Here is a 23,470-nt window from a genome sequence, read left to right on the forward strand (position 1 = left end):
TCCGGCCCACTTTTTTCGCGGTAGTAGTGCACGACTTTCTACTACAAAACGTTTGGAGCACACTCGGCCACTGGCCGACGGGGAACCTCATGACGCAAGCCAATAACGCCGTGTACACCGATCTGAGTGTTGATGATCTGGTTAAAGAAGCCCTGAACCGCGGTGAGGGCGAGCTTGCCGATACCGGCGCTCTGGTTGTTCGCACTGGTCACCGCACCGGTCGTTCGCCTGTTGACCGTTTCATCGTTGAAGAGCCTTCCACCCAGGCCGCTATCGCCTGGGGCCCGATCAACCGCAAGTTCCCGGCCGACAAGTTCGACGCGCTGTGGGCTCGCGTAGAAGCCTTCAACAACGCGCAAGAGCACTTTGTGTCCCACGTGCATGTAGGCGCGGCGGAAGATCACTACCTGGCCGTGAAAATGACCACCCAGACTGCCTGGCAGAATCTGTTCGGTCGTTGCCTGTTCATCAACCCGGCCCAGTACAACCCGGCCGGTCGTGAAGAGTGGCAAGTGCTCAACGTGGCCAACTTCGAGTGCGTGCCTGAGCGTGACGGCACCAACTCCGACGGTTGCGTGATCCTCAACTTCGCACAGAAGAAAGTGCTGATCGCTGGCATGCGTTACGCCGGTGAAATGAAGAAAGCCATGTTCTCCGTGCAGAACTTCCTGCTGCCGGCCGCTGACGTGCTGCCAATGCACTGCGCTGCCAACATCGGCGAAGAAGGCGACGTGACCCTGTTCTTCGGTCTGTCGGGCACCGGTAAAACCACCCTGTCGGCCGACGAAAGCCGTTACCTGATCGGTGATGACGAACACGGCTGGGGCGAAGGCGTGGTGTTCAACATCGAAGGCGGTTGCTATGCCAAGTGCATCGACCTCTCCGAGAAGAACGAGCCGGTTATCTGGAAAGCCATCAAGCACGGCGCCGTGTTGGAAAACGTTGTCATCGACGACGCCAAGCACGCCGACTACGCCGATGTCAGCCTGACCCAGAACAGCCGCGCCGCGTACCCGCTGGAGCACGTTGCCAAGCGTTCCGATAAGAACCTGGGCGGCGAGCCAAACGCTGTGATCTTCCTGACCTGCGACCTGACCGGCGTCCTGCCGCCAGTGTCGATCCTCAACGAAGAACAAGCGGCTTACCACTTCCTGTCCGGCTACACCGCACTGGTGGGCTCGACTGAAATGGGTTCGGGCAGCGGCATCAAGTCGACCTTCTCCACCTGCTTTGGCGCACCGTTCTTCCCGCGCCCGGCTGGCGAATACGCTGAGCTGCTGATCAAGCGCATCCGCGGCTTCGGCTCCAAGGTTTACCTGGTCAACACTGGCTGGACCGGCGGCGGCTACGGCGTCGGCAAACGCTTCAACATCCCGACCACCCGCGCGGTGATCGCGGCGATTCAGAGCGGCGCGCTGATCGGTGCAGCCACCGAACACCTCGACACCATCAACCTCGACGTGCCACTGGCCGTACCGGGCGTTGAAACCAACCTGCTCAACCCACGCAACACCTGGGCTGACAAGGCTGCGTACGACGAGGCTGCGAAAGCGCTGGCCGGTCTGTTCATCGAGAACTTCAAGAAGTTCGAAGTGAGCGACGCGATCAAGGCTGCAGGGCCGAAGTTGTAAGATCTGTCGTCAATGAAGAAGCCGCCCCTTGGGGCGGCTTTTTTGTGGGCGTTTTTCTTGCTATGTGCCCTGCGAGGGCTTTCGCGTCAGCAATTCAGACAGCGAGTGAGTATTCATTGGGAAGTTCTTGAGTTTGTCTTGACTCACATACGCGGCTTCGATAACGCTCGTGTGTGAAGTCGGTAGTTTTCTTTGCTTTGGAATATCGAGACTCGGTTCACTCGCTGATTTTTTGCCGAGTGAAGTCTTGGAGGAAAGAAGCCTGGAGTCCTGCAGTCGGTAACCGCGTTCATCCGTGGAACCCAGAAGATTCAGATCTTGCTCGAGACCTAGTACGTGCATCACTGACAAGTACGCTCCCATTGTGACGCCTGCACTACCTGCTTCCAGTGAGCGTAATGTCATGACTGACATTCCAGCCCTTTCAGCGACTAGTTTTGCAGTGAGTCTGCGCCTAAGACGGGCCAGTTTCAGGCGCTCACCAAGATCGTTCAAGAGTCGTGCAACCTTCGGAAGTAGCGGCGAGGTTCTCCTGGCCATAAAGCTAAAATTCCTTCGCTTTTGGGGTGATAAAAACGGAATAATTACAGTTGACCGGGGGGCAAGGAGTTACGTTTACCCTTGGGTCATTCAACCTTCTGAGCGCCCCATCACTCAACTGTCTGACGTGATCACGGCCATTTTTGCCTGGCATGCATCACTCTCAATACTTCCACACATTCGTCTTTGATCGTGTAAACGATGACGTAACTGGGGGTTGCGACGATTTCCCGTGTTCCTTCAACTCTGCCCTTTTTGTACAGCGTTGGACGCTGTCGGGCGAGCTCCCCTTTTGATTCAAATATTTCATCGAGGTCAGCCGCTGCTTCAGGGTTGTCCTGACTAATACGATCCATAATCCGCTCTCGGTCAATATGCGTCTCCGGACGCCAAATCAACTTCATTAGCGCACTCGTTTACGCAGGGCATCACGCTTGGCGGCAAATATTCGGCGGGTTTCTTCATCGCTAATACTAGGTCTTGGATCGTCAATACTGATCTGTACCTGTCGTTTGAACCATTCGTCATATGCGGCTGCCTCATGCGCTTGTTTCATTGCTTCGGCGCGATCAGGACGAGCGTATGTTTTCATTTGCGATGGGTCATAGCTGGAAGCGTCAACATCGAACTGGTTGATACCCAGTCCTCTCAAATAGGTCACCAGTGTTTCAAGCCTTTTGAACAGGCGCACCTGGCCACTCCGTTGCGCTGTTAGCAGATATTCTTCATTGTCATGCTGAATTTGGATCGCCCAGCCACCAGACTTGGCGACGATACTTGTGCTTCTTACAGAGCCGTTTTCAATCAGGCGACTGAGAGTGCTGTGATCAATGGTTTCAGTGGTCATGGAGGCAAACTCTTGGCTGAACAGTGGCGTCCATCGTACGCAATCAATAGTAGTTTGCAAAATTCAACTCCTGGCAGTAGACACCGAGTGTCCAAAATTATGTTCGTTCGTGAGGCAGGCGATTCTTGTCGGAAACACACCTGCCTGAGATTGTTTTCAGGCTGGATCCTTCCAATTGAGCATTTGCTGCTGTGCGACTTGCAGCAGGTCACAGCCATCCTGTGTCAGCAGATAAAGGGCGTGGGTGATGTGGGGGATGTCTTCAACGTCGGCTTGTCTGAAGTTGAGGCAGTAGAGGGTGCGTAGTAGGTCGCTTGAAGCGCGCAGGCGCTGAACGGCGCATTCGAGGATGTCTTGCGGGTTGGCCGTTGTGTCGATGATCAGGGGCTTGGTGTCGGTGAGGTTTGATTCGAGTGGGCGGTAGCGATCAGGGGTAAGCGGATTCCATGCTTTCATTGTTCTTCTCTCTATAGGCGTTCCAATAGCCGCCGCCATCATGACCAAACGATGGGAGGCGACTGTGTTCGGGTTGGTCAACCAGAGAGAGAGAACTCCGTGTACGCCGAAGCGTCCCAAACACAGCCGCCATAAAGCATGCCGCACAATAGATGGCGGCAAGCATACAAGGGCATGCGTAGTTTCTCTCTCTCAATTTCAGGTGACCAAACCCGAGTCGCTGATTTGGCAGCGACAGTCACGACTATAGATTTGACTTACCAAGCCGCGATAGGCGGTAACGGAGTCTAGGTTTGTAGGAACTGGACGAATAGCGGATAGGCTATTGCTGTAGGTTTTTTCGTCCGCTCACACCCCCAGCGCCATCAACCAATAATCCGATACTCCGCAACGTTTAATAGGCTCGTCGTCAGCCCCGTAGCCGGCGCGTAGATCGCGCCTTTCACCGCCGAAAACGGCACGCCTTTGCTGCCCAGCGAAACATAGCGCTCACCTTTATCCAGTTCGGTGAAGTAGGTGTAGGAAACGCTGTGCATCTGCTTGTAGCGCGCTTCGTCGGCGACGATGGCGCCCGTCAGTCGCAGCAGATCTGTTTCGCTCAGATTCAGGGTTTTGTTCAGTTGTACGCCCCAGCGCTTGAAGCAGGTTTCGGCGAGGTGGCGGACGATGCGGCCAGGTTCGACCAGCGCTTTCAGGTCGCCGCTGTTGGTGGGTACGCCACCGTCAGCTGTGGCGTTGCCGGCCATGGTCGCGTGGCGGCCGGCCATCGGGTAGACGCAGGTTTTAGTGCCGGTGGCGGTTTGCGGAATGACACAACTGAAACCTTTGGAGCGTTCATCGCGGGCATAGAAGGCGACATATTCTTTGACGTTGGCGCCGAGTTTGACGCGCGCATCCTGGAAGTTGCCGATTCCTGGTACCGGATCAAGGGCAAATATATTCACCGGGATATTATTCAGTTCGCGATCATTGAGCATCGCATTGGCCAGCATATGGCAACTTACACCCCCTCGGCTCCAGCCCACCAGATTGACCTGAGTGGGAATAACGCCATCCTTGCGAAACGTCTTGATAATCTGCTCCTGTAACTTCTGTTGGGTCACGCTGCGATCACCGTAGTTATATTTGCGCCAAAACCACGAACCTTCGACCTTTACATCCTCAATAGGAATCCCGACGGCTTTGAGGCGGTTGTATTCGGCCTCGGTAAGTTGCTCGCGCTGCCAATCGCATTTGCCCTTGATGACATTGACGGCATGCGCCACGTTTTCTTCCCAGCCTTTGCCGAACAGCGTGCCGGTAAGGCCGTACTCCTTGGTCTTGGTGAACAGGTCATCGGCTTGCAGGTTGCCGCTGCCGGGGCCGTCGACGACGATCCACTCGGCGAACTCACGGCCGGTATGGTTGGAAGCCAGCGTGGAAACCAGTTCGCCGTCCCAGAAGTTTTCATGAGCGGTATCAAACTTGTTGGAACCCGTGCCGCAAAAAAATATAGTTAGAACTGTCATGGTGTTGCTCTCGTTTAGTTGTAAGAGCGAACAAGTTAGTGTGGGTTTCCTATATAAATAAAGAGTTCTGGTGTTTCCGAATTTGTAGCAAGACTCAGTTGTATGTTGTTTGTGGTGGTTTTTGTTTGGCAACTTCAAGCAAGTCGCAACTGTCCTGTACCAGTAAATAAAGCGCGTTAACGATGTTGGGAATATCTTTCACATCAGCCTGTTTGAAACATAAGCAGTAGAGCGTTTCCAGCAAATCACCGGCCGCGCGCAAGCGTTGATCGGCGGCATTGATCAGGTCAGTCTGGCTGGAGTGGCTGTCGATAAGCAGTACCGGGTTTTCGCTGTAGCAGGTCTTGAGTGGGCGATAGCGGTTGATCATGGTGAGGCGTGTCCTGTTCTGAAGCGCTGGGGCGGGCCGGCAGAGTGTTTGCAGCCGCGCCGGCCACTATAGAAGGGCGTTTCTCTGTGGGACAAGACAGCCGCAATGGACAGTATTCGTAGGGGTTTTTCCGTGTTTTGAGGAAATACCTTACGTGTTTTCGCAGCTTTTTCAGGCCAAAACCCTTAGGCGTAATAATTCCTACGTGATTGTCAGGCGATTCGCGGTAAACCGCTGTATCGTGCGCGCCAGAACCTGTAGGGCGTTTCTAAACGTCTGACACGCGCTTAAAGGGAATTAGGTATGCACTGGCTACGAATGGCCGCGATTTTATTGCTCGGGCTGAGCACTTGCCGTTTGACCATGGCCTCTGACATTGGCAATGCGTGGGTGCTGGATCGCCTCGATCGCACCGATTGGCCGGAGGCACTCATCAGCCAGGCGAGCATGGACACGGCGTCGCGCGGTGAGGTGTTGATGTTCGCCAAAGCCCTGTTGGCCAGCGAAGCACTGGATGAAGAGGGGCTTGAGCAGCGACTCGGGGTGCCGCACGTGCAACTGAAGTCGATTCGCCACGTGCGCGCCGGCCTCTGGGAGGGATTGCTGAGCACCTATCGCAGCGCCAGTCAGAACTGTGATGAGCAACCGTTCTGCCCGCGTGTGCGCAGCGTCGCTGATTTGCGGCAGTTGGCGGCAGCGTTCACGGGGGACATCAGCCCGGCTCATGCGCTGTGGGCGAGCAAGAGCCAAGGTGTGCATGAGCAGATGCTGAATGAGCAACTGCGGGTGGCGGTGTTGCGGCCCTGAACCTCTGGTTTTGTGTTGGTCTGACCGGCCTCTTCGCGAACAAGCTCGCTCCCACAGGGGCCGTGGCGTTCAAGTAATCGCTGTATCATTCCGAATCGATTTGGCCCCGACCTTTTCTCGACTCGCTGCGATCGCCCGCTAGGCTGTTGGCATGGCAGCAGTCAATGGAGTGACAGCGAATGCACAACACCCTGGAACAGGTTTTTGGTTTTCCACAGTTTCGACCCGGGCAAGAGGCGGCGATCAGCGCGGTGCTGGCCGGGCGCTCGGCAGCGGCGATTTTTCCCACCGGTTCCGGCAAGTCGATTTGCTACCAATTGCCGGCGCTGATGCTGCCGCACCTGACGTTGGTAGTCTCGCCGTTGCTGGCGTTGATGCAGGATCAACTGGCCTTTTTGCAGCGACACGGTATTTCCGCTGGCAGCATCGATTCGGCGCAGAGTCGCGATGATGCCAGTGACGTGATGGCCCGCGCCCGCTCGGGTGAATTGAAGATTTTGATGATCTCGGTGGAGCGCTTGAAAAACGAGCGCTTTCGCAACTTTTTGCAGCAGGTACCCATCTCGCTGCTGGTGGTGGACGAGGCGCATTGCATCTCGGAATGGGGCCACAACTTCCGGCCCGATTATCTCAAGCTGCCGGACTATCAGCGCCAGTTCAACATCCCGCAAACTTTGCTGCTGACGGCCACCGCAACGCCGAAAGTCATCGCCGACATGCAGGCCAAATTCGCTATCGCCGCTGACGATGTGGTGACCACGGGCTTCTACCGGCCCAACCTCAATCTGCTGGTGGAACCGGTACGTGGCCAGGACAAGCGCCGGCGGCTGGTCGAGTGGATGACCGAGCGTGCGGGGCAGCCGAGCATCGTCTACGTGACCTTGCAGAAAACTGCTGAGCACATCGCTGAACACCTTGAGCGCAACGGCATTCAGGCCGAGGCGTATCACGCCGGTTTAGCCCACGACAAACGCGAGGCGATCCAGAAGCGCTTTATGGCTGGGCAGTCCAATTGCATCGTTGCGACGATCGCTTTCGGCATGGGCATCGACAAGAGCGACATCCGCAATGTCGTGCACTTCGACCTGCCCAAATCCATCGAAAACTACAGTCAGGAAATCGGCCGCGCCGGGCGTGACGGGCAGCCGTCGGATTGTCTGGTATTGGCTAATCGCGACAGCCTCAATGTGCTGGAAAACTTCGTCTACGGCGATACGCCGGAGCGCGACGGCATTCGCTATGTACTCGATGAGCTAAAGGCCTCGGTGCCGGAAGGGCAGTGGGAGTTTCTGCTCGGGCCATTGGCTGATCAAAGCAACATTCGTGCACTGCCGCTGAAGACCTTGCTGGTGCAACTGGAGCTGCGCGGTTTGATTGCGCCGCGCTACGCCTACTACGCCGAATACCGTTTCAAATACCTGCTGGAGCCCGAAGCACTGCTTGAGCGTTTCGACGGTGAGCGCAGGGATTTCGTCGCCGCAATCATTCAGACTTCGGCGCGCGCGCGCACCTGGGCCACGGTGAATTTCGAGGCGATGTATTCGCAGTATTCCGCCGAGCGCAATCGGGTGGTTAAGGCGCTGGATTATTTTCAGGAGAAGGGCTGGGTCGAGCTGGAAAGCAAGCAGATGACCGAGGTCTACAGCCTGCTGCACAGCGACTTCGACAGCGATGCCCTGAGTGCCGAGCTGCATGAGTATTTCACCCGGCATGAGCAGGCCGAAGTGGCGCGAATTCACGCGATGCTTGAAGTCTTCGCCACCGAACGCTGCCTGGGTTATCGCCTGGCGGAGTATTTCGGTGATCACAATGCGCCCGAGCGATGTGGGCATTGCTCGGTGTGTCATGGCCAGGTGGCGCGGTTGCCGGCACCACCGGAGTTGCCAGCACTTGTGGATAAAAACTTCGCGGCGCTGTGTGGTGATTTTATCCACAGGCATGAGCAGCACACCGGGGTGATTCCAACGGCTGAGCGGTTGACGCGATTTTTGTGTGGGATCAGCGTGCCGCTGTTCACCAAGCTCAAGGCGCGCGCTATTCCCGGGTTTGCCTCATTGGAGGAATATCCATACGCCGAAGTCCGCAGCTGGGCTGATGATCATTTGCTCGGTTGAGCAAGAGCCCCCCTTGTGGGAGCGAGCCTGCTCGCGAAAGCGGTACATCAGGCAACACTATTTTGAATGTGATGACCCTTTCGCGAGCAGGCTCGCTCCCACAAAAGCAGGGCTGTATCCATCCGCTGAATGTCGATCATCACGGTAATAAACTTCAAAAACCGTCGTTGGCTGACTATGGTTGAGGTCTGTCTTTGGATCGCCAACAAGAGAACAACATGAGCCAGACAACCTTCGATATTCAGCAAGCCGCGGTGATCGGCGCAGGCACCATGGGCCGGGGCATTGTCATGTGTCTGGCCAATGCCGGCGTGACGGTGCATTGGGTGGATAACAATCCACAGATGCTTGAACAGGCACTCGCCACTGTGGCCGAGACTTATGCTCACAACGTGCGCCAGGGACGGATTGATCAGGCCGAAGCGGATGCGCGTTTGGCGCGGGTCAGTGCGGCAGCGGATTATGCGGCGATTTGCAATGTCGATCTGGTGATCGAGGCGGTGTACGAAAATCTTGAGCTGAAGCAGAAGATCTTTCGTGAGCTGGATGGTTTGCTCAAGCCTGAGGCACTGTTGGCAAGCAATACGTCGGCGCTGGACATCGATGCGATAGCCGCAGCGACAAAGCGTCCGAATCAGGTGCTGGGCCTGCATTTCTTCAGCCCGGCGCACATCATGAAACTGCTGGAAATCGTGCGCGGCGCGCAGACTTCGCCGGCAGTTCTGGATGCAGCGCTGGCGCTGGGCAAGCGTATGGGCAAGGTCAGTGTGGTGTCGGGCAATTGCCACGGGTTTATCGGCAATCGCATGTTGCATCCGTATGTGCTTGAGGCGCGCAAGATGTTGCTTGAAGGCGCTTATCCACAGCAGATCGACGCGGCGCTGCAAGGTTTCGGTTTTGCCATGGGGCCGTTCCGCATGTACGACGTGGTCGGCATCGATCTGGAATGGCGTGCACGCGAGTTGGCCGGCAAGGGCCAGGATGCGCCAGAGGTTCAGGTGGATAACCGTTTGTGCGAGATGGGCCGGTTCGGGCAGAAGTCTGGCAACGGTTATTATCATTACGAACCGGGCAGTCGTCAGGCTGAGCACGATCCTGAGGTCGATGCGCTGGTATTGCAGGTCAGCGAAGGGTTGGGCTTCCAGCGCCGCGAGATCGGTCCTGAGGAGATCCTGGAGCGCAGTCTTCTGGCATTGGTCAACGAGGGTGCGAAGATTTTGCAGGAGGGCATTGCCGAGTCTGCACACGACATCGATCTGGTGTATCTGAACGGCTACGGCTTCCCGGCGGACAAGGGCGGGCCGATGGCCTGGGCGGATCAGCAAGGGCTCGCGGTTATTCATCAGCGCTTGCTGGCGCTGGAGACGCGCCAGGGCGATCAGTGGAAACCGGCGCGGTTGATTGGCGAGTTGGCGGCGCAGGGTAGGCGGTTTGCTCAGGATTAGTGTTGAAGTCAAAATCTTACCCCCTCACCCCAGCCCTCTCCCCCAAGGGGGCGAGGAGGAAAGGGAGCCGATCTCTGTGCCTTTCGCGTTCGGCTCGACAGTTCAGGTCGGTGTAATTTCGAGAGAACACCTCGGTCAGTCCCCTCTACCTCTGGGAGAGGGCTAGGGTGAGGGCAAGCGGCCTCACTGAAAACACAAGAGAATCAGCCCAACCATGTCCACCCCTCAGCGCACCGACTACCCCCACTTCCAGCCCATCACCACACGCTGGCACGACAACGACGCCTACGGTCACGTCAACAACGTCACCTACTACAGCTTCTTCGACACGGCGGTGAACACCTACCTGATACAGGTCGGTGGTCTGGATATTCATGGCGGTGAGGTGGTGGGATTTGTAGTCAGTTCGGCGTGCGATTACTTCGCCTCGATCGCCTTCCCGGACCTGATCGAGATCGGTCTGCGGGTCGGCAAGTTGGGCAACAGTTCAGTGCAATACGAGCTGGCGGTGTTCAAGGTGGGTGAAAGCGAGGCGTGTGCGGCCGGGCGCTTCGTTCACGTATTCGTCGATCGGGCGAGTAATCAGCCGGTGCCGATCCCTGCTGAACTGCGGCAGGCACTGGAATACCTGGTGGTGTAAACGGCAAAAAAAAATCGCAGCCCTTGGGCTGCGATTTTGCTTTACCGGCCAGCGAGGTATTTGAGGCCTCAGTCGCGATAGTACTTGTGATGCTTGCGGTGGCCGTAAGCGTGGCCGCGGCCCGGGTGACGGTCGCGGTAATAACCACGGTCACGGTCACGACGGCGATCATAATGACGATCATCGTCATCGCTCTTGTTACCCATGTAGTTACCCAGCGCGCCACCGGCACCGCCACCTGCTGCGGAGCCGATCAGGCTGCCGGTGGTGCCGCCCATGCTGCGGCCGACCACGTTACCGCCGGCTGCGCCCAGCGCACCACCGATGGCGGCTTCGCCACGGCTGCGTTTGTCGGCGCCAACCGCGCTACCACCCGCGCCGCCGAGGGCTGCGCCGATGGTGGAACCTGTATTGCCGCCTAAGGACTGACCGACGACCGAGCCAAGAACCCCGCCCAATGCGCCGCCCACACCTGCTTCGGTGGTGCCGCCTGCGGAAGCAAAACCACTGACCAGGCCAAGGGACAACAAGAGAATCGAGGAGAACTTCATAGATGAGCCTCAAAGGGATGACGGCGCCGATCCTGAGGCTGTGTAACGAGCGTGACAATCGAAATCCGACGAATAACACGACTTGTATACAATTTTGCAAGTTGCTGTTTTATCAGTGGAACTTAACCGATTTTCGCCGGTCTTTAGCTACTTCGGACAGGCCGCTTTTGTGAAAAAGCGGCCTTTTTTGTGGGCGTTGGAAAAGTGCTAGGGCTTGGAAGCGTATTGCTTGAACCTACGCCTTCGCGAGCAAGCTCGCTCCCACATTTGAAATGCATTCCAATGTGGGAGCGAGCTTGCTCGCGAAGAGGCCGGTTCTGACATCGCGTTACGCGGACTTGGCCATGATCAACCCAGTCTCACTCGCCGCTTCCAACCGAATCGCAATGAACTTCGACGTCGGTGTATGGCTGCCATCCCCGGTGCTTTCCAGCGGCACCAGCGGATTCACTTCCGGGTAATAAGCTGCGGCTTGTCCCGCCGGAATATCAAATGCCAGCAGCGTGAAGCCCTTTACCCGACGTTCACGACCATCGTCCCATATCGAAACAATGTCAGCCTTCTGTCCCGGCCGGAAGCCCAGACGAATGATGTCCGCCTCATTGGCGAACAGCACATCACGCTGGCCTTTCACCCCGCGATAGCGGTCGTCGAGGCCATAAATCGTCGTATTGTACTGATCGTGGGAGCGCATCGATTGCAGGATCAGATCCGGCAGTTGTCCGGTCGCGCGGGTGCGTTCGTGCACGAGATCTTTCGGCAGCATATTGGCGCGGAAATTGGCCCGGCCCGATGGCGTGTTCCACTTGCGAGCGCCAGCGCTGTTACCGAGGTAGAAACCGCCCGGGTTCTTGATCTTCTCGTTGAACGCTTTGAAGTTGGGAATGGTGTCGGCGATCAGTTCGCGGATGCGCCCGTAATCAGCCACCAGCCAGTTCCAGTCCACCGGTTTACTGCCCAATGTGGCGGCAGCGATACCGGCAATGATCGACGGCTCTGAACGCATCTGGTTCGACAGCGGCTGCAACTGACCGTTGGAAGCGTGAACCATGCTGAACGAGTCTTCCACGGTGACCGCTTGCGGGCCTTCGGTCTGGATATCGATGTCGGTACGACCGAGGCACGGCAGGATCAGCGCGTCTTTACCGTGAGCCAGGTGGCTGCGGTTGAGCTTGGTGCTGATCTGCACGGTCAGGTCGCAATTGCTCAGTGCGGCGAAGGTACGCGGGCTATCCGGCGTGGCTTGGGCGAAGTTGCCGCCCAGACCGATGAAGACCTTGGCGCGACCCTCAGCCATTGCGTGGATCGCTTCAACCACGTTGTGGCCGTTGTGGCGCGGCACCTTGAACTGGAAGCGTCGCTCCAGCGAATCGAGGAACGCCACCGGCGGACGCTCGTTGATGCCCATTGTGCGGTCGCCTTGCACGTTACTGTGGCCGCGCACCGGGCACAGGCCGGCGCCCGGTTTGCCGATGTTGCCGCGCAGTAGCATCAGGTTGGCGATTTCCTGAATCGTCGGCACCGAGTGGCGATGCTGAGTGATGCCCATCGCCCAGCACATGATTACGTTCTTGCCCTTGGCGTACATACGCGCGGCTTGCTCGATTTCGACGAGGGTCAGGCCGGATTGCTCGACGATCTGTTCCCACGGCGTATCGTCAACGACACCGAGGTACTCCAGCACATTGGCGCTGTGGGCGTTGAGGAAGTCGTGATCGAACACGGCAGGCTCGCCAGCCTTCTGCGCATCGCGCTCCCACTGCAGAAGGAACTTGGCCATGCCGCGCAGCAGCGCCATGTCGCCACCGAGGGCCGGACGGAAATACGCGGTATTGGTTGGCTTGTCGCCGTTGGTGAGCATTTCGATCGGGTGTTGCGGGTGCTGAAAACGCTCCAGTCCACGCTCTTTCAATGGGTTGATGCACACCACTTGCGCGCCGCGTTTCACTGCCTCACGCAAGGGTTCGAGCATGCGCGGGTGGTTGGTGCCCGGGTTCTGGCCCCAAACGAAAATCGCATCGGCGTGTTCGAAGTCATCGAAGGTCACGGTGCCTTTGCCGACGCCGACGCTCTGCGCCAGGGCAACACCGCTGGCCTCGTGGCACATGTTCGAGCAGTCCGGGAAGTTGTTGGTACCGTAGGCGCGCACAAACAGTTGATACAGATACGCCGCTTCGTTGCTGGCGCGACCCGAGGTGTAGAACTCGGCCAGATCGGGGCTCGGCAGACTTTGCAGGTGCTTGGCGATCAGGGTGTAGGCGTCGTCCCAACTGATCGGCTTGTAGCGATCGGTTTCGGCGTCATAAACCATCGGCTCGGTCAGACGGCCCTGATACTCAAGCCAGTAGTCGCTCTGCTCCAGCAAAGAAGTGACGCTGTGCTTGGCGAAAAACTTGGCGTCCACACGACGCTTGGTCGCTTCCCAGTTCACCGCTTTCGCGCCGTTCTCGCAAAACTTGACCATGCCGCTTTCCGGCGAATCGCCCCACGCGCAACCCGGGCAGTCGAAACCGCCGTTCTGGTTGGTCTTGAGCATCATGCGCAGGTTTTTCAGGGCGTTGTCGCTGGTCAACCAGGCCTGAGCCACACTGATCAGGGCACCCCAGCCGCCGGCGGCACCTTTGTAAGGCTTGTAGCGCGGGACAGGTTTCTGGTCGGCTTGATGATGTTGGCTCACGCTTGATTCTCCATCGCGGGGCTGTACACCCGCGGCGCACTTTTCTGCGGCAGGTGGATGAGATTGAGGTTGTGTCGACGGGCCCATTGCACGGCAAGGCCGGTGGGTGCGGAAAGGCTGACCAGGGTCTGGATGCCGGCGCGCAAAACTTTCTGGATCAATTCGAGACTGCAACGGCTGGTGACAATCGCCAGTCCGCCATCTGTGGATATCTTCTGGCGGATCAGCCCGCCGATCAGCTTGTCGAGGGCGTTGTGCCGGCCGATGTCTTCGCGCCCGAGCAACAATTCACCGCTGGCGTTCATGAACACCGCCGCATGTACCGCGCCGCAGTGCTGACCGAGCGGTTGAAACGCGCCGATGCGCTGACGCAGACCGTCGAGCCATTCGCTCGGTGGCAGCGGCGCGCCGGACAACACCTTGAGGTCGGGCAGCGCCTGCTCCACCGCTTCAACACCGCACAATCCGCAACCGCTGGTGCCTGCCATTTGCCGGCGCTGTTGCTTGAGATTCCAGAACGCGCGATTGGCGATGGTCACTTGCGCATACTGCGCGGAGCCTGCGCCGGTCAGTTGCAGGTCATAGATGTCGGTGGCATCGATGATGATGCCGCTGCCGAGGCTGAAGCCGACGATGAAGTCTTCCAGGTCGGTCGGCGTCACCAGCATGACGGCCTGGCTGATACCGTTGTAGGCAATTGCCAACGCGACTTCCTCGGCGAGCGCAGTGCTGGCCGATTCCTCACGGGGTAAATCGCTGTAACTGTAGGTCTGGCTGGCGGCAGGCGCGGGCGTTTCAAGTGCAGGCGCCGCGCAGGCAGGGCGCTTGGCGTTCATGGCATCACCGACGGTTTGATCAACGTTAAGACTAGGCGCGGCAACTTGTCGCGTCTAATCGCTAGTGTCGATCTATCGATAGAGGCCGTCGATCAAGCCGCCGTTGGTGATTTCTGATACAGCGAAAAACACGCCTCGGCGAGCGCCGAGCGTGGCGCCCCGCGACGCATGATCAAGCCCAGTGGCGCTAGGGTTTGGGCGTTTTCGATGGGCTGCAGACGCAGGTGGTCGGTGAGTTTTTCCAGCCCGCCGTCCAACGGCATGATCGCGCAGCAGAAACCGCCGTGTACGGCTTGTAACAATTGATGCACGGCGTCGGTTTGCAGCAACGGTTGCGGAGTCAGGCCACGGCTGTGGAAGTTGTGGTCGATGGACTGACGGAAATGCATGCCGCTGGTGAGCATGCCTAGCGGCAGTTCGATCAGTGATTCCCAGCTCAGCGGAGCTTCACCGAAGGTAAAAGTGCGCTGGTCGTACAGCAGGCCCATGCGGGTTGCGTCGAATGCCAGTGATTCGAAACGTTCGTGATCCAGGCGGTCGAGATAAGAAACACCGATGTCGATTCGGTTGTTCGCCAGATGCTCGAGGATCTGCTCAGAACTCAGTGCCGACATTTCAAAGCGCAGATTCGGGTGGGCGCTGTGCAGGCGTTGCATCAACGGCAGCGGATCAAAACTCGACAGCGGCACCACGCCCAGCCTCAGCGTGCCGATCAGATTGCCGCGACACGCCGCCGCTTCCGCGTGCAAACCGTCATAAGCCGCCATCACCGAGCGCGCCCACGCCAGCACGCGCTCGCCCGGCGCGGTGAAACCTTCGAAACGCTGGCCACGGTTGACCAGTGGCAGGTCGAGTTCTTCTTCAAGACTGCGCAGGCGCATCGACAGCGTTGGCTGGGTGATGTGGCAACGCGCGGCGGCCTGGCCGAAGTGGCGGGTTTCGTCGAGGGCGATGAGGAATTTCAGCTGCTTGATGTCCATCTTCGCTCCGGGCTCTGGCAGGGTTGGGCGATTCTACCGCTTGCGCGGTGGCAGGGTCATTGGTCGGCTTGGAACCGGGTTTGTCTGTCGTGGTCTAGGCTTGGACGACTGAACCTTTATTCCATGGAGAGAACCACGATGAGCCTTTTTAGTTTTGTTAAAGAAGCCGGTGAGAAGTTGATCGATCTGCTGACCCCGGGCAACGCCAATGCCAGTGAACAGTTGAAGGAACACATCAGCAAGGTCGGCCTGGGCAATCCGAATGTGCAGGCGACGGTGGACGGCGACAAAGTGACCGTCACCGGTGAAGTCGCGAGTCAGGAAGAGAAAGAGAAGATTCTGTTGGCGGTGGGCAATATTGCCGGGGTTGGCAGCGTGGATGATCAGATCACCGTGACCGGCCCGGTGGTGGCTGCAGCAAAATTTGTCGTGGTGAAAAAAGGCGACACCCTCAGCGCGATTTCCCTCGCTGTGTATGGCAACGCCAACCAGTACAACAAGATCTTCGAGGCCAACAAACCGCTGCTGTCGCATCCGGACAAAATCTATCCAGGGCAGACACTGCGTATTCCTGAGTAACACGTCGGAACGCCGCCCGGAGCAGGCTCGCTCCCACATTGGATCGCATTCCAAATGTGGGAGCGAGCCTGCTCGCAAATGGTAAAACTCGGTATCAAAGCCCTGCGATCAAGCTGCGATAATCCTCAACCGCCGCAAACTCAGCCGTGTCCTTCGGCCCCTTGCGGCTGTCCGGCTCTTTCACCGCCAACAAATGCGCCACACCAAAATCCCGCGCACTGCGCAGAATCGGCAAGGTGTCGTCGATAAACAGACTGCGCGCCGGATCAAAGCCGATGTCCGCCTGCAAGGCATCCCAGAACTGCGGTTTCTCCTTGGGAAAACCGTAATCGTGGGAGCTGATCAACCGCTCGAAATACGGCGCCAGTTCGATTCGCTCAAGCTTCAGCGACAGTGAGTCGCGGTGTGCATTGGTGATCATGATCACCCGTTTGCCGGCGCGTTTGATCGCCGCCAGAAACGTATCGGCATCCGGCCGCAAGGCAATCAGGTGCGCGGTTTCCTGTTTCAACTCACGCACCGACAACTTCAGCTCGGCACTCCAGAAATCCAGGCAGTACCACTGCAACTGGCCGGCATGGCGTTCGAACAGCGGCTGCAATTCCATTTCGGCCATGGCCCGGCTGACCCCGTGCAGTTCGGCGTAACGCTGGGGCAGGTGTTCCAGCCAGAAGTGATTGTCGAAGTGCAGATCCAGCAGCGTGCCGTCCATGTCCAGCAGAACGGTATCGATGTCGGACCACGGTAATGAAGGCATGGCAACGTCTCGAACGGTAGAAAGATATCCGACATAAACAATCGGGAAAGCCGCGTTATAGTAGCGCGTTCACGCCAAGGAGCTTTGCATGCGCCAGAAACCCACCGTACTTGCCCGCGAGATCGTCGCCACCAGTCGCCTGTTTTGCGTCGAAGAACTCAAGCTGCGCTTTTCCAACGGCGTGGAACGCACTTACGAACGTCTGGTTGGTAAAGGTGCGGGCTACGGCGCGGTGATGATCGTGGCGATGCTGGATGCCGAGCACGCGGTATTGGTCGAAGAGTACTGCGGCGGCACTGATGAATATGAATTGTCCTTGCCCAAAGGTCTGATCGAACCGGGCGAGGATGTGTTGGCCGCAGCCGAGCGTGAGCTCAAGGAAGAGGCCGGTTTTGGCGCGCGGCAACTGGAGCATCTGACCGAGCTGTCGCTGTCGCCCGGTTACATGAGCCAGAAGATTCAGGTGGTCCTGGCGACTGATTTGTACGAGGAACGTCTGGAAGGCGACGAGCCTGAGCCGATGCGTGTCGACAAAGTGAACCTGCGCGAACTGTCGTCGCTGGCGCTCAATCCTCAGTTTTCCGAAGGCCGTGCATTGGCTGCACTGTATCTGACCCGCGATCTGCTGACCGAGCGCGGGTTCTTTCCAGCATGAGTGAGATATCGATGACGTTTCCCCACCCGTTGATGGCGCCGGTCGTTGAGCTGGCATTGCAGGCCGGCGAGGCGATTTTGCCATTCTGGCGCGCCGGCGTTGAAGTCACGGCCAAGTCCGATGACTCGCCCGTGACGGCGGCGGATCTGGCCGCGCATCACCTGATCCTCGCCGGGCTGACGGCGCTGGACCCGAGCATTCCAGTGTTGTCGGAAGAAGACGCCAACATCCCTCAGAGCGTGCGCGCCGGCTGGCAGCGCTGGTGGTTGGTCGACCCGTTGGACGGCACCAAGGAATTTATCAGCGGCAGCGAAGAGTTCACCGTCAACATTGCGCTGATCGAAAACGGCCGCGTGGTGTTCGGCGTGGTGTCGATGCCGACCAATGGTCGTTTCTACGTTGGCGGCGCAGGCCTCGGTGCCTGGCGTTGCGACAAGGGCGGCACGCCGGTTGCGATTCAGGTGCGCAATGTACCGGGGCCGGGCGAGGCGTTTACCGTAGTCGCCAGCCGTCGCCATTCGAGTCCCGAGCAAGAAAGTTTGCTCGCCGGGTTGAGTGCGAGTCTGGGCGAGTTGCAATTGGCCAATATTGGCAGCTCGCTGAAATTCTGCCTGCTGGCTGAAGGCGCGGCGGATTGCTATCCGCGACTGGCGCCGACTTCGCAGTGGGATACGGCGGCGGCTCAAGGTGTGCTGGAAGGTGCGGGCGGTGAGGTGCTGGATCTGCGCGGGGAGGCGTTCTGTTATCCGGCGCGGGAATCGCTACTCAATGAGTTCTTTTTGGCATTGCCGGCCAAGGCGGCCTGGCGTTCCAGATTGTTGGAGTTGGCTCGCGGTTAAGTGGGCTGATCCGAACCCCCCCTCACCCCAGCCCTCTCCCCCAGGAGAGGGAGCCGACCGAGTTGTCTTGTGTCTCACATCGACCTGAAAGATCAGGTCGATTATGGATTCAGCAAAGCGCTTTCAGGTCGATGCATTTCTGAAGCATCCCCCAATCAGTTCCCTCTCCCTTTGGGAGAGGGCTAGGGTGAGGGGCTTTTGATTGTCAGCGATGCAAAACGTACTGCCCGGTAAATGTCACGGCGTCTTCTTCGCTACCCTGATTGACGATCCGCGTATTCAACGTCAACCGCGCCCGCCCATAACGCCGATACATCGCCAGAAACCTCTTCCACTCCTTCGCATCAGGCGCCGGGCAAATCGCCGTAGCGTCCCCGGTCACCGGAAGCGGATAACTGATCTGCCCTTCCTGAATCACAATGTGCCCGTCGGTGATTCCTTCTTCTTTCAGGCGCAAATGCAACCAGCCCCACCCGGCCAGCACCGCGCCGCAGTAGAGGCTGCCACCGAACATCGTGCTCTTGTGGTTGACGTTCGGGTCGAGTGGCAGATGCAGGCTCAGTTGCTGCTCATGCCAGTCGAGCACCTTAAGGCCCATGTCTCGGGTCAGCGGGATATCGTGATGCAGGACCGATTCCAGATAGCGACTGTCTGTACTCATTCGTTCTCGTCCCCATGGCTGCTGTCGCCAAAGTTGAGGCCATGCTTGCGCAACTTGTCATGCAGGGTCTTGCGCGGAATGCCCAAGGCTTCGGCGAGGCTGCGCACCGAACTGTGCGAGCGCGCCAGTTCAGCAGCGATCAGCGATTTCTCGAAATTTTCCACCTGCTCGCTGAGGCCCCCATTGATGACTTCGACCGTGGTACTGCCACCGCCCTCGGCGTCAGCGTTATCCAGCGCCAATTCCAGGCCGAGGGCGAAACGTTCGGCGGCATTCTGCAGTTCGCGTACGTTGCCCGGCCAGGTGTGGCGCAGCAGCAAGGCGCGTTGCGCCGGTTGCAGTTCATGGGGCGGCAAACCGTGGCGAGCGCTGGCTTCATCGGCGTAATGCTGGAACAGCACCAGCGCATCTTCGCCGCGCTCACGCAGTGGCGGAATGCGCAGTGGCGCGACGTTGAGGCGGTAATACAAGTCGGCGCGGAAGCGGCCCTGGTCAGCGGCCTGACGCAGGTCTTCCTTGGTCGCGGCGATGACGCGGATGTCCAGCGGGATCAGTTGATTGCCACCCAGACGCTCGACCACGCGCTCTTGCAGCATGCGCAGCAACTTCACCTGCACATCCATGCTCATACTCTCGATTTCATCGAGAAACAATGTGCCGCCATTGGCGAATTCGAATTTGCCGATCCGCCGTTTTTGCGCGCCGGTAAACGCGCCGGGTTCGTGACCGAACAGTTCACTTTCCACCACCGACTCGGCAAGCGCGCCGGCGTTGATCGCGACGAACGGGCCGTTTCGGCGGCTGGATAAATCGTGCAAGGCGCGGGCGACTACTTCTTTACCGGCGCCAGTTTCGCCGAGGATCAGCACGTCAGCCTTGGTCGCGGCCAGCGCGCCGATCTGCTCGCGCAGGCGCAGCATTGGGGTCGAATGGCCGACCAGCCGCGCGCTCAGCTCATTGCGATCGCTGAGGGCCAGGCGCAGGCTACGGTTGTCCAGCACCAGGCGGCGCAAGGCCAGGGCGCGGCGCACGCTGTCGAGCAGCGCATCGCTGGCGAAAGGTTTTTCAAGAAAATCATAAGCGCCGGCACGCATGGCCTGCACCGCCAGCGGTACATCGCCGTGGCCGGTGATCAGCAACACCGGTAGTTCGGGATCCTGCGCGTGCAGTTCGCTGAGCAATTCGAGACCGTCCATGCCCGGCATGCGGATATCGCTGACCACCACACCCGGCCAGTCACGCTCAAGCTGTGCGGCCAGGCCTTTGGCTTCGGACAGCGGCAGAATTTTCAGGCCGGCCAGGTCCAGGGTCTGGCCGAGGGCCTGACGCAGGTGCGGATCGTCGTCGATCAACACCACCTGAATGCGATTGTCGATGGTCATGCACTTCGATCCTCGGACGGTTGCAGGCTGACCCCGGGCGCACCGGCGCGCAGCCGCAGGGTAATCAAGGCGCCACCTTGCTTGTGGTTGGCGAACGACAGTTCACCGCCGAAGGCGCGCATCAGCGTTTCACAAATGGCCAGCCCCAGGCCAAGGCCTTGAGTGCGGGTCTTGGTGGTGTAAAAGGGCTCGCTGGCGCGGCCGAGGGCTTCCATGCAAAAGCCCGGGCCGTTGTCGCGAATGTACAGATTGACGCCTTCGGCTGTGGATTCGGCACTCAGCCAGAGCTTGCGCGGCGGGCCTTTCTCGGTGAGGGCGTCGAGGGCGTTGGCTAGCAGATTGCCGAGCACTTGGCGCAATCGGGTTTCCCCGGCCTCGACCCACAGAGTCGCGGCTGGCAGATCGCGGATCAGTTCGACTTCCATGCTGCGACGCCGTTTGGCCAGCAGCGCCAAGGCATCGTCGAGCGCCGGTTGCAGGGCAACGCTTTCCGGCGCGTGGCGATCGCGGCGGGCAAAGGCGCGCAGGTGGGCGATGATCGAGGCCATGCGCCCGGTCAGTTCGCTGATCAGTTTGAGGTTGCCGCGCGCATCGTCGGTGCGCTGATGATCGAGCAGCACTTCGGCGTTTTCCGCGTAGCTGCGGATCGCTGCCAACGGCTGATTGAGTTCGTGGCTGATGCTCGCTGACATCGTCCCCAGCGCCGACAGCTTGCCGGCCTGGACCAGGTCATCCTGGGCACGCACCAGTTCCTGTTGGGCTTGTTCACGCTCCAGCACTTCCTCCTTCAAACGCCGGTTGAGGCCTTCGAGGTCGCTGGTACGTTCCGCCACGCGGCCTTCCAGTTCACGGCGTGCCTTGGCCTCGAAGGCGATGCGCTCCAGATAATGGCGGCGGCGCTGCATCATCAGACCGAGCAACAACATCAGCACCAGCAGCGTGGCGCCGCCGATGGCAACCACAGTGCGCACTGGACGGTCGATCAGCGTGCGCGGGGCAAGGATGCTGACGCTCCAGCCGGTTTCGGCGATGTCGTGAGTCTGGATCAGCCACGCAGTCGGGCTGAGGTTCAGGGGGCGCGGCTCGCGGGTCGGGTAAGGCTGGATGGCGGTGATCGCCGAGCGTTCGCTGTCGCTCAAGTTACGGGTCGAACGGAAGCGCCATTCCGGGCGCGAGGTGAGGATGACCACGCCGTTGTGGTCGGTCACCAGCAGTTGTTCCGGGGTTTTGCCCCACAGGCTTTCGGTGTGGTCGAGGTCGACCTTGATCACCAGCACGCCGATGATTTTTTCGCCGTTGCGCACGGCGGCAGCGAAGAAGTAGCCGCGTTTGGCCGAGGTCGTGCCGAGACCGAAAAAGCGTCCGAGGCGTCCGGCCATGGCTTCACTGAAGTACGGACGGAACGAGAAATTGCGGCCGACGAAACTATCGTGTTTGTCCCAGTTCGACGCCGCCAGCGTCTGCCCGCTGGTGTCCATCAGGTACATGACTTCGGCACCGGTCTGTGCAGCGATGTTCTTCAGCAGGCGATTGGCGTTGCCTTGGCTGACGCCGTCGTCTGGCGCGCCGAGTACCGCGCGCAAGGCCGGCAGGTCGCCGAGAATTTGCGGCAACACTTCATAGCGGTGCAGGGTGCCCAGCAGGTTGGCGACGTACAGGTCTAGGGTCTGCCGGTTCTGCCCGGCCAGTTCACTGCGGTAATAGCGCTCGGCGAGATGTTCCAGCGGCCACAGCAGCGGCGCCAGACACAGGGCCAGCAGGGCGAGGCTGCGCCAGCGGGGTCTGCGGGGGAGGGTTGGTTTCATGAGCCGGATGCGCCTGAGATGTCAGGCGCATTATGCCTAGGCTCAGGCGAAGACGTCAGCGTCCTTGAGCAGGGTTGCAGCCTGATCCTTGGCGGACAGCTTCGGCGCTTCGTCCAGCTGCCAGTCGATGCCCAGCGCGGGATCATCCCAGCGAATGCTGCGCTCGGATGATGGATCGTAGTAGTTGGTGGTCTTGTAGAGGAATTCAGCGAACTCGCTCAGCACCACGAAACCATGGGCAAAACCTTCCGGCACCCACAGTTGACGATGATTTTCGGCCGACAAGCGCACAGCCACCGATTTGCCGAAGTGCGGCGAGCTGCGCCGAATATCCACGGCCACATCCAGCACTTCACCGACGGTCACACGGACCAGTTTGCCCTGGGTGTTTTGCAACTGGTAATGCAGGCCACGCAACACGCCTTTTTGCGAGCGCGAGTGGTTGTCCTGAACGAATTGCGTGTCCAGACCGGTAGCGTCCTGGAACGCCTTGGCATTGAAACTCTCGTAGAAAAAGCCGCGCTCGTCACCGAACACCTTCGGTTCGATGATCAGGACACCGGGCAGGTCGGTGGTGATTACATTCATGGGGAGTTCCATAGGCAGGTGTGAATGGTCGACATTCTTGCGCAAAGTGCCATTTAACGCGAGTGCGGACCGTAAGGGGCGATTCAGTCGACCTCGCCAAAATACCAGCGTTGTTCCTCATAGGTCTGGCCATCGCCATCTTCAACGGTATAGCTCAGGCCTCTCTCTCCAATGCCCGGCGGTAAAACGAGTCCCCATTCCTGGGCCAGGCTCTTACCGGTTTCGACGTATTCACTATCAGCAGGCGGGATATGACCTCGGTGATATTCCATGTCGGTATAGATACATATCTCGCTGGAAAACATTCCTGGCAATAAGATGGCGGCGACCACTCTGCAATCGATAGCATTTTCCGGTCGGGACATACGCAGGTGCTGCGCCGCGTTGATCAAGTGCTGCGCGCACTGCCGACGCAGATCCGCGGTTGCTTGTTTTCCTTGGACCATCGACATGTGAATCGGGATTTTCCAGTTGCTGTATTTTTCCTCTTCGGTGAGGTCGGCCGGAAAGTAACCTTCGAAGTCAGCAGCCCAAGCGGCTAACGCGCGTAGACGGCGAGGGATATTGCGGACTTTTTTGTTGGAGAGGGCGAGGCGGCGCTGGGACATTTTGCGGATTGCTTCCGTGCGGATAACGTTCGAGGGGGCAGGTTGAACAGTGAAGTGTTCAAACGCAATCTGAAATTGCTGTAGGAAAAGTTATTGGTGGGGGGCCGTCACAGTGATGTGCCCTTGATCCGGTCGGGAGTTGGTATAAGGGGTTGCGTCTCGCCAAAAGCAATGGCGATATAGGCGCCTAATAA

24 protein-coding genes are annotated in these 23,470 nt (G+C 58.8%); 8 read left to right on the plus strand and 16 right to left on the minus strand.

The genetic code is table 11. From position 1 onward, the window contains the following. Positions 1-89: 89 nt before the first annotated feature. Positions 90-1,631 (plus strand): phosphoenolpyruvate carboxykinase, encoded by a 1,542-nt coding sequence (locus AC0ZWN_RS06215; protein WP_476334428.1) that lies wholly within the window; start codon positions 90-92, stop codon positions 1,629-1,631. 60 nt (positions 1,632-1,691) lie between these two features. Here the strand turns inward: AC0ZWN_RS06215 and AC0ZWN_RS06220 are convergent, their stop codons facing one another. From AC0ZWN_RS06220 to AC0ZWN_RS06245, 6 genes are all read right to left on the minus strand, one after another. Continuing rightward, positions 1,692-2,171: a helix-turn-helix domain-containing protein gene (locus AC0ZWN_RS06220; protein ID WP_093429985.1), complete on the minus strand. Its 480-nt coding sequence runs from the start codon at positions 2,169-2,171 to the stop codon at positions 1,692-1,694. A 131-nt stretch (positions 2,172-2,302) separates the two neighbouring features. Then, on the minus strand, positions 2,303-2,575 hold the full coding sequence (locus tag AC0ZWN_RS06225) for a type II toxin-antitoxin system RelE/ParE family toxin (protein WP_093429986.1): 273 nt from the start codon (positions 2,573-2,575) through the stop codon (positions 2,303-2,305). Continuing rightward, the gene (locus AC0ZWN_RS06230) at positions 2,575-3,018 is read right to left on the minus strand and encodes an antitoxin PaaA2 family protein (RefSeq protein WP_476334429.1); all 444 of its coding nucleotides are present in this window, start codon (positions 3,016-3,018) and stop codon (positions 2,575-2,577) included. The genes AC0ZWN_RS06225 and AC0ZWN_RS06230 overlap by 1 nt, the downstream gene beginning before the upstream one ends. 156 nt (positions 3,019-3,174) lie before the next feature. Beyond that, on the minus strand, positions 3,175-3,474 hold the full coding sequence (locus AC0ZWN_RS06235) for a hypothetical protein (RefSeq protein ID WP_093429988.1): 300 nt from the start codon (positions 3,472-3,474) through the stop codon (positions 3,175-3,177). 365 nt (positions 3,475-3,839) lie between these two features. Next, positions 3,840-4,982: a hypothetical protein gene (locus AC0ZWN_RS06240; protein ID WP_476334430.1), complete on the minus strand. Its 1,143-nt coding sequence runs from the start codon at positions 4,980-4,982 to the stop codon at positions 3,840-3,842. Positions 4,983-5,076: 94 nt separating this feature from the next. After that, on the minus strand, positions 5,077-5,352 hold the full coding sequence (locus AC0ZWN_RS06245) for a hypothetical protein (RefSeq protein WP_122599488.1): 276 nt from the start codon (positions 5,350-5,352) through the stop codon (positions 5,077-5,079). 303 nt (positions 5,353-5,655) lie between these two features. On the opposite strand from AC0ZWN_RS06245, the gene AC0ZWN_RS06250 reads away from it, so the two are divergent. From AC0ZWN_RS06250 to AC0ZWN_RS06265, 4 genes are all read left to right on the plus strand, one after another. Next, entirely contained in the window at positions 5,656-6,159 is a 504-nt protein-coding gene (locus tag AC0ZWN_RS06250; protein WP_476334432.1) for a polysaccharide deacetylase, read from the plus strand. 179 nt (positions 6,160-6,338) lie between these two features. Further along, positions 6,339-8,273 carry a RecQ family ATP-dependent DNA helicase gene (locus AC0ZWN_RS06255; protein ID WP_476334434.1) on the plus strand — a complete coding sequence of 645 codons (1,935 nt, stop codon included), beginning with the start codon at positions 6,339-6,341 and terminating at the stop codon, positions 8,271-8,273. Between the two features lie 218 nt (positions 8,274-8,491). Further along, positions 8,492-9,718: a 3-hydroxyacyl-CoA dehydrogenase gene (locus tag AC0ZWN_RS06260; RefSeq protein ID WP_476334435.1), complete on the plus strand. Its 1,227-nt coding sequence runs from the start codon at positions 8,492-8,494 to the stop codon at positions 9,716-9,718. A 214-nt stretch (positions 9,719-9,932) separates the two neighbouring features. After that, positions 9,933-10,358, plus strand: a complete 426-nt coding sequence (locus AC0ZWN_RS06265; RefSeq protein WP_099757724.1) for an acyl-CoA thioesterase — start codon at positions 9,933-9,935, stop codon at positions 10,356-10,358. 68 nt (positions 10,359-10,426) lie between these two features. Here AC0ZWN_RS06265 and AC0ZWN_RS06270 read toward each other — a convergent pair whose 3' ends face one another. From AC0ZWN_RS06270 to AC0ZWN_RS06285, 4 genes are all read right to left on the minus strand, one after another. After that, positions 10,427-10,909 (minus strand): glycine zipper domain-containing protein, encoded by a 483-nt coding sequence (locus AC0ZWN_RS06270; RefSeq protein ID WP_095047118.1) that lies wholly within the window; start codon positions 10,907-10,909, stop codon positions 10,427-10,429. Positions 10,910-11,237: 328 nt separating this feature from the next. Next, positions 11,238-13,586 (minus strand): FdhF/YdeP family oxidoreductase, encoded by a 2,349-nt coding sequence (locus tag AC0ZWN_RS06275; RefSeq protein WP_186620742.1) that lies wholly within the window; start codon positions 13,584-13,586, stop codon positions 11,238-11,240. Further along, on the minus strand, positions 13,583-14,422 hold the full coding sequence (gene fdhD, locus AC0ZWN_RS06280; protein WP_320335997.1) for a formate dehydrogenase accessory sulfurtransferase FdhD: 840 nt from the start codon (positions 14,420-14,422) through the stop codon (positions 13,583-13,585). Before fdhD ends, AC0ZWN_RS06275 begins: the two co-directional genes overlap by 4 nt. Positions 14,423-14,514: 92 nt before the next feature. Then, positions 14,515-15,402, minus strand: coding sequence for a LysR family transcriptional regulator (locus tag AC0ZWN_RS06285; protein WP_476334437.1), 888 nt, complete (start codon positions 15,400-15,402; stop codon positions 14,515-14,517). 138 nt (positions 15,403-15,540) lie between these two features. Between AC0ZWN_RS06285 and lysM the strand changes: the two genes are divergently transcribed. Then, positions 15,541-15,981 carry a peptidoglycan-binding protein LysM gene (gene lysM / locus AC0ZWN_RS06290; RefSeq protein WP_463576779.1) on the plus strand — a complete coding sequence of 147 codons (441 nt, stop codon included), beginning with the start codon at positions 15,541-15,543 and terminating at the stop codon, positions 15,979-15,981. A gap of 94 nt (positions 15,982-16,075) precedes the next feature. On the opposite strand, the gene yrfG is transcribed toward lysM, so the two are convergent. After that, entirely contained in the window at positions 16,076-16,738 is a 663-nt protein-coding gene (gene yrfG / locus AC0ZWN_RS06295; RefSeq protein WP_476334439.1) for a GMP/IMP nucleotidase, read from the minus strand. A gap of 88 nt (positions 16,739-16,826) precedes the next feature. Between yrfG and nudE the strand changes: the two genes are divergently transcribed. Then, on the plus strand, positions 16,827-17,393 hold the full coding sequence (gene nudE / locus AC0ZWN_RS06300) for an ADP compounds hydrolase NudE (protein ID WP_034151897.1): 567 nt from the start codon (positions 16,827-16,829) through the stop codon (positions 17,391-17,393). 11 nt (positions 17,394-17,404) lie between these two features. Further along, positions 17,405-18,232 (plus strand): 3'(2'),5'-bisphosphate nucleotidase CysQ, encoded by an 828-nt coding sequence (cysQ, locus tag AC0ZWN_RS06305; protein ID WP_476334440.1) that lies wholly within the window; start codon positions 17,405-17,407, stop codon positions 18,230-18,232. A gap of 205 nt (positions 18,233-18,437) precedes the next feature. Here the strand turns inward: cysQ and AC0ZWN_RS06310 are convergent, their stop codons facing one another. The 5 genes from AC0ZWN_RS06310 to AC0ZWN_RS06330 all read right to left on the minus strand — a co-directional run bounded on the left by AC0ZWN_RS06310 (position 18,438) and on the right by AC0ZWN_RS06330 (position 23,276). Then, entirely contained in the window at positions 18,438-18,893 is a 456-nt protein-coding gene (locus tag AC0ZWN_RS06310) for a YiiD C-terminal domain-containing protein (RefSeq protein WP_186620734.1), read from the minus strand. Continuing rightward, positions 18,890-20,275, minus strand: a complete 1,386-nt coding sequence (locus AC0ZWN_RS06315) for a sigma-54-dependent transcriptional regulator (protein ID WP_476334442.1) — start codon at positions 20,273-20,275, stop codon at positions 18,890-18,892. Before AC0ZWN_RS06315 ends, AC0ZWN_RS06310 begins: the two co-directional genes overlap by 4 nt. Then, on the minus strand, positions 20,272-22,080 hold the full coding sequence (locus AC0ZWN_RS06320; protein WP_095047127.1) for a sensor histidine kinase: 1,809 nt from the start codon (positions 22,078-22,080) through the stop codon (positions 20,272-20,274). Before AC0ZWN_RS06320 ends, AC0ZWN_RS06315 begins: the two co-directional genes overlap by 4 nt. Before the next feature lie 42 nt (positions 22,081-22,122). After that, a complete protein-coding gene (rfbC, locus tag AC0ZWN_RS06325) occupies positions 22,123-22,668 on the minus strand; it encodes a dTDP-4-dehydrorhamnose 3,5-epimerase (protein WP_476334443.1) in 546 nt (181 codons plus the stop codon). A gap of 83 nt (positions 22,669-22,751) precedes the next feature. Next, positions 22,752-23,276: a DUF3916 domain-containing protein gene (locus AC0ZWN_RS06330; RefSeq protein WP_099757728.1), complete on the minus strand. Its 525-nt coding sequence runs from the start codon at positions 23,274-23,276 to the stop codon at positions 22,752-22,754. Between the last annotated feature and the right edge of the window lie 194 nt (positions 23,277-23,470).

The sequence above is a fragment of the Pseudomonas sp. 3B-A001-10F genome, from assembly GCF_056313565.1.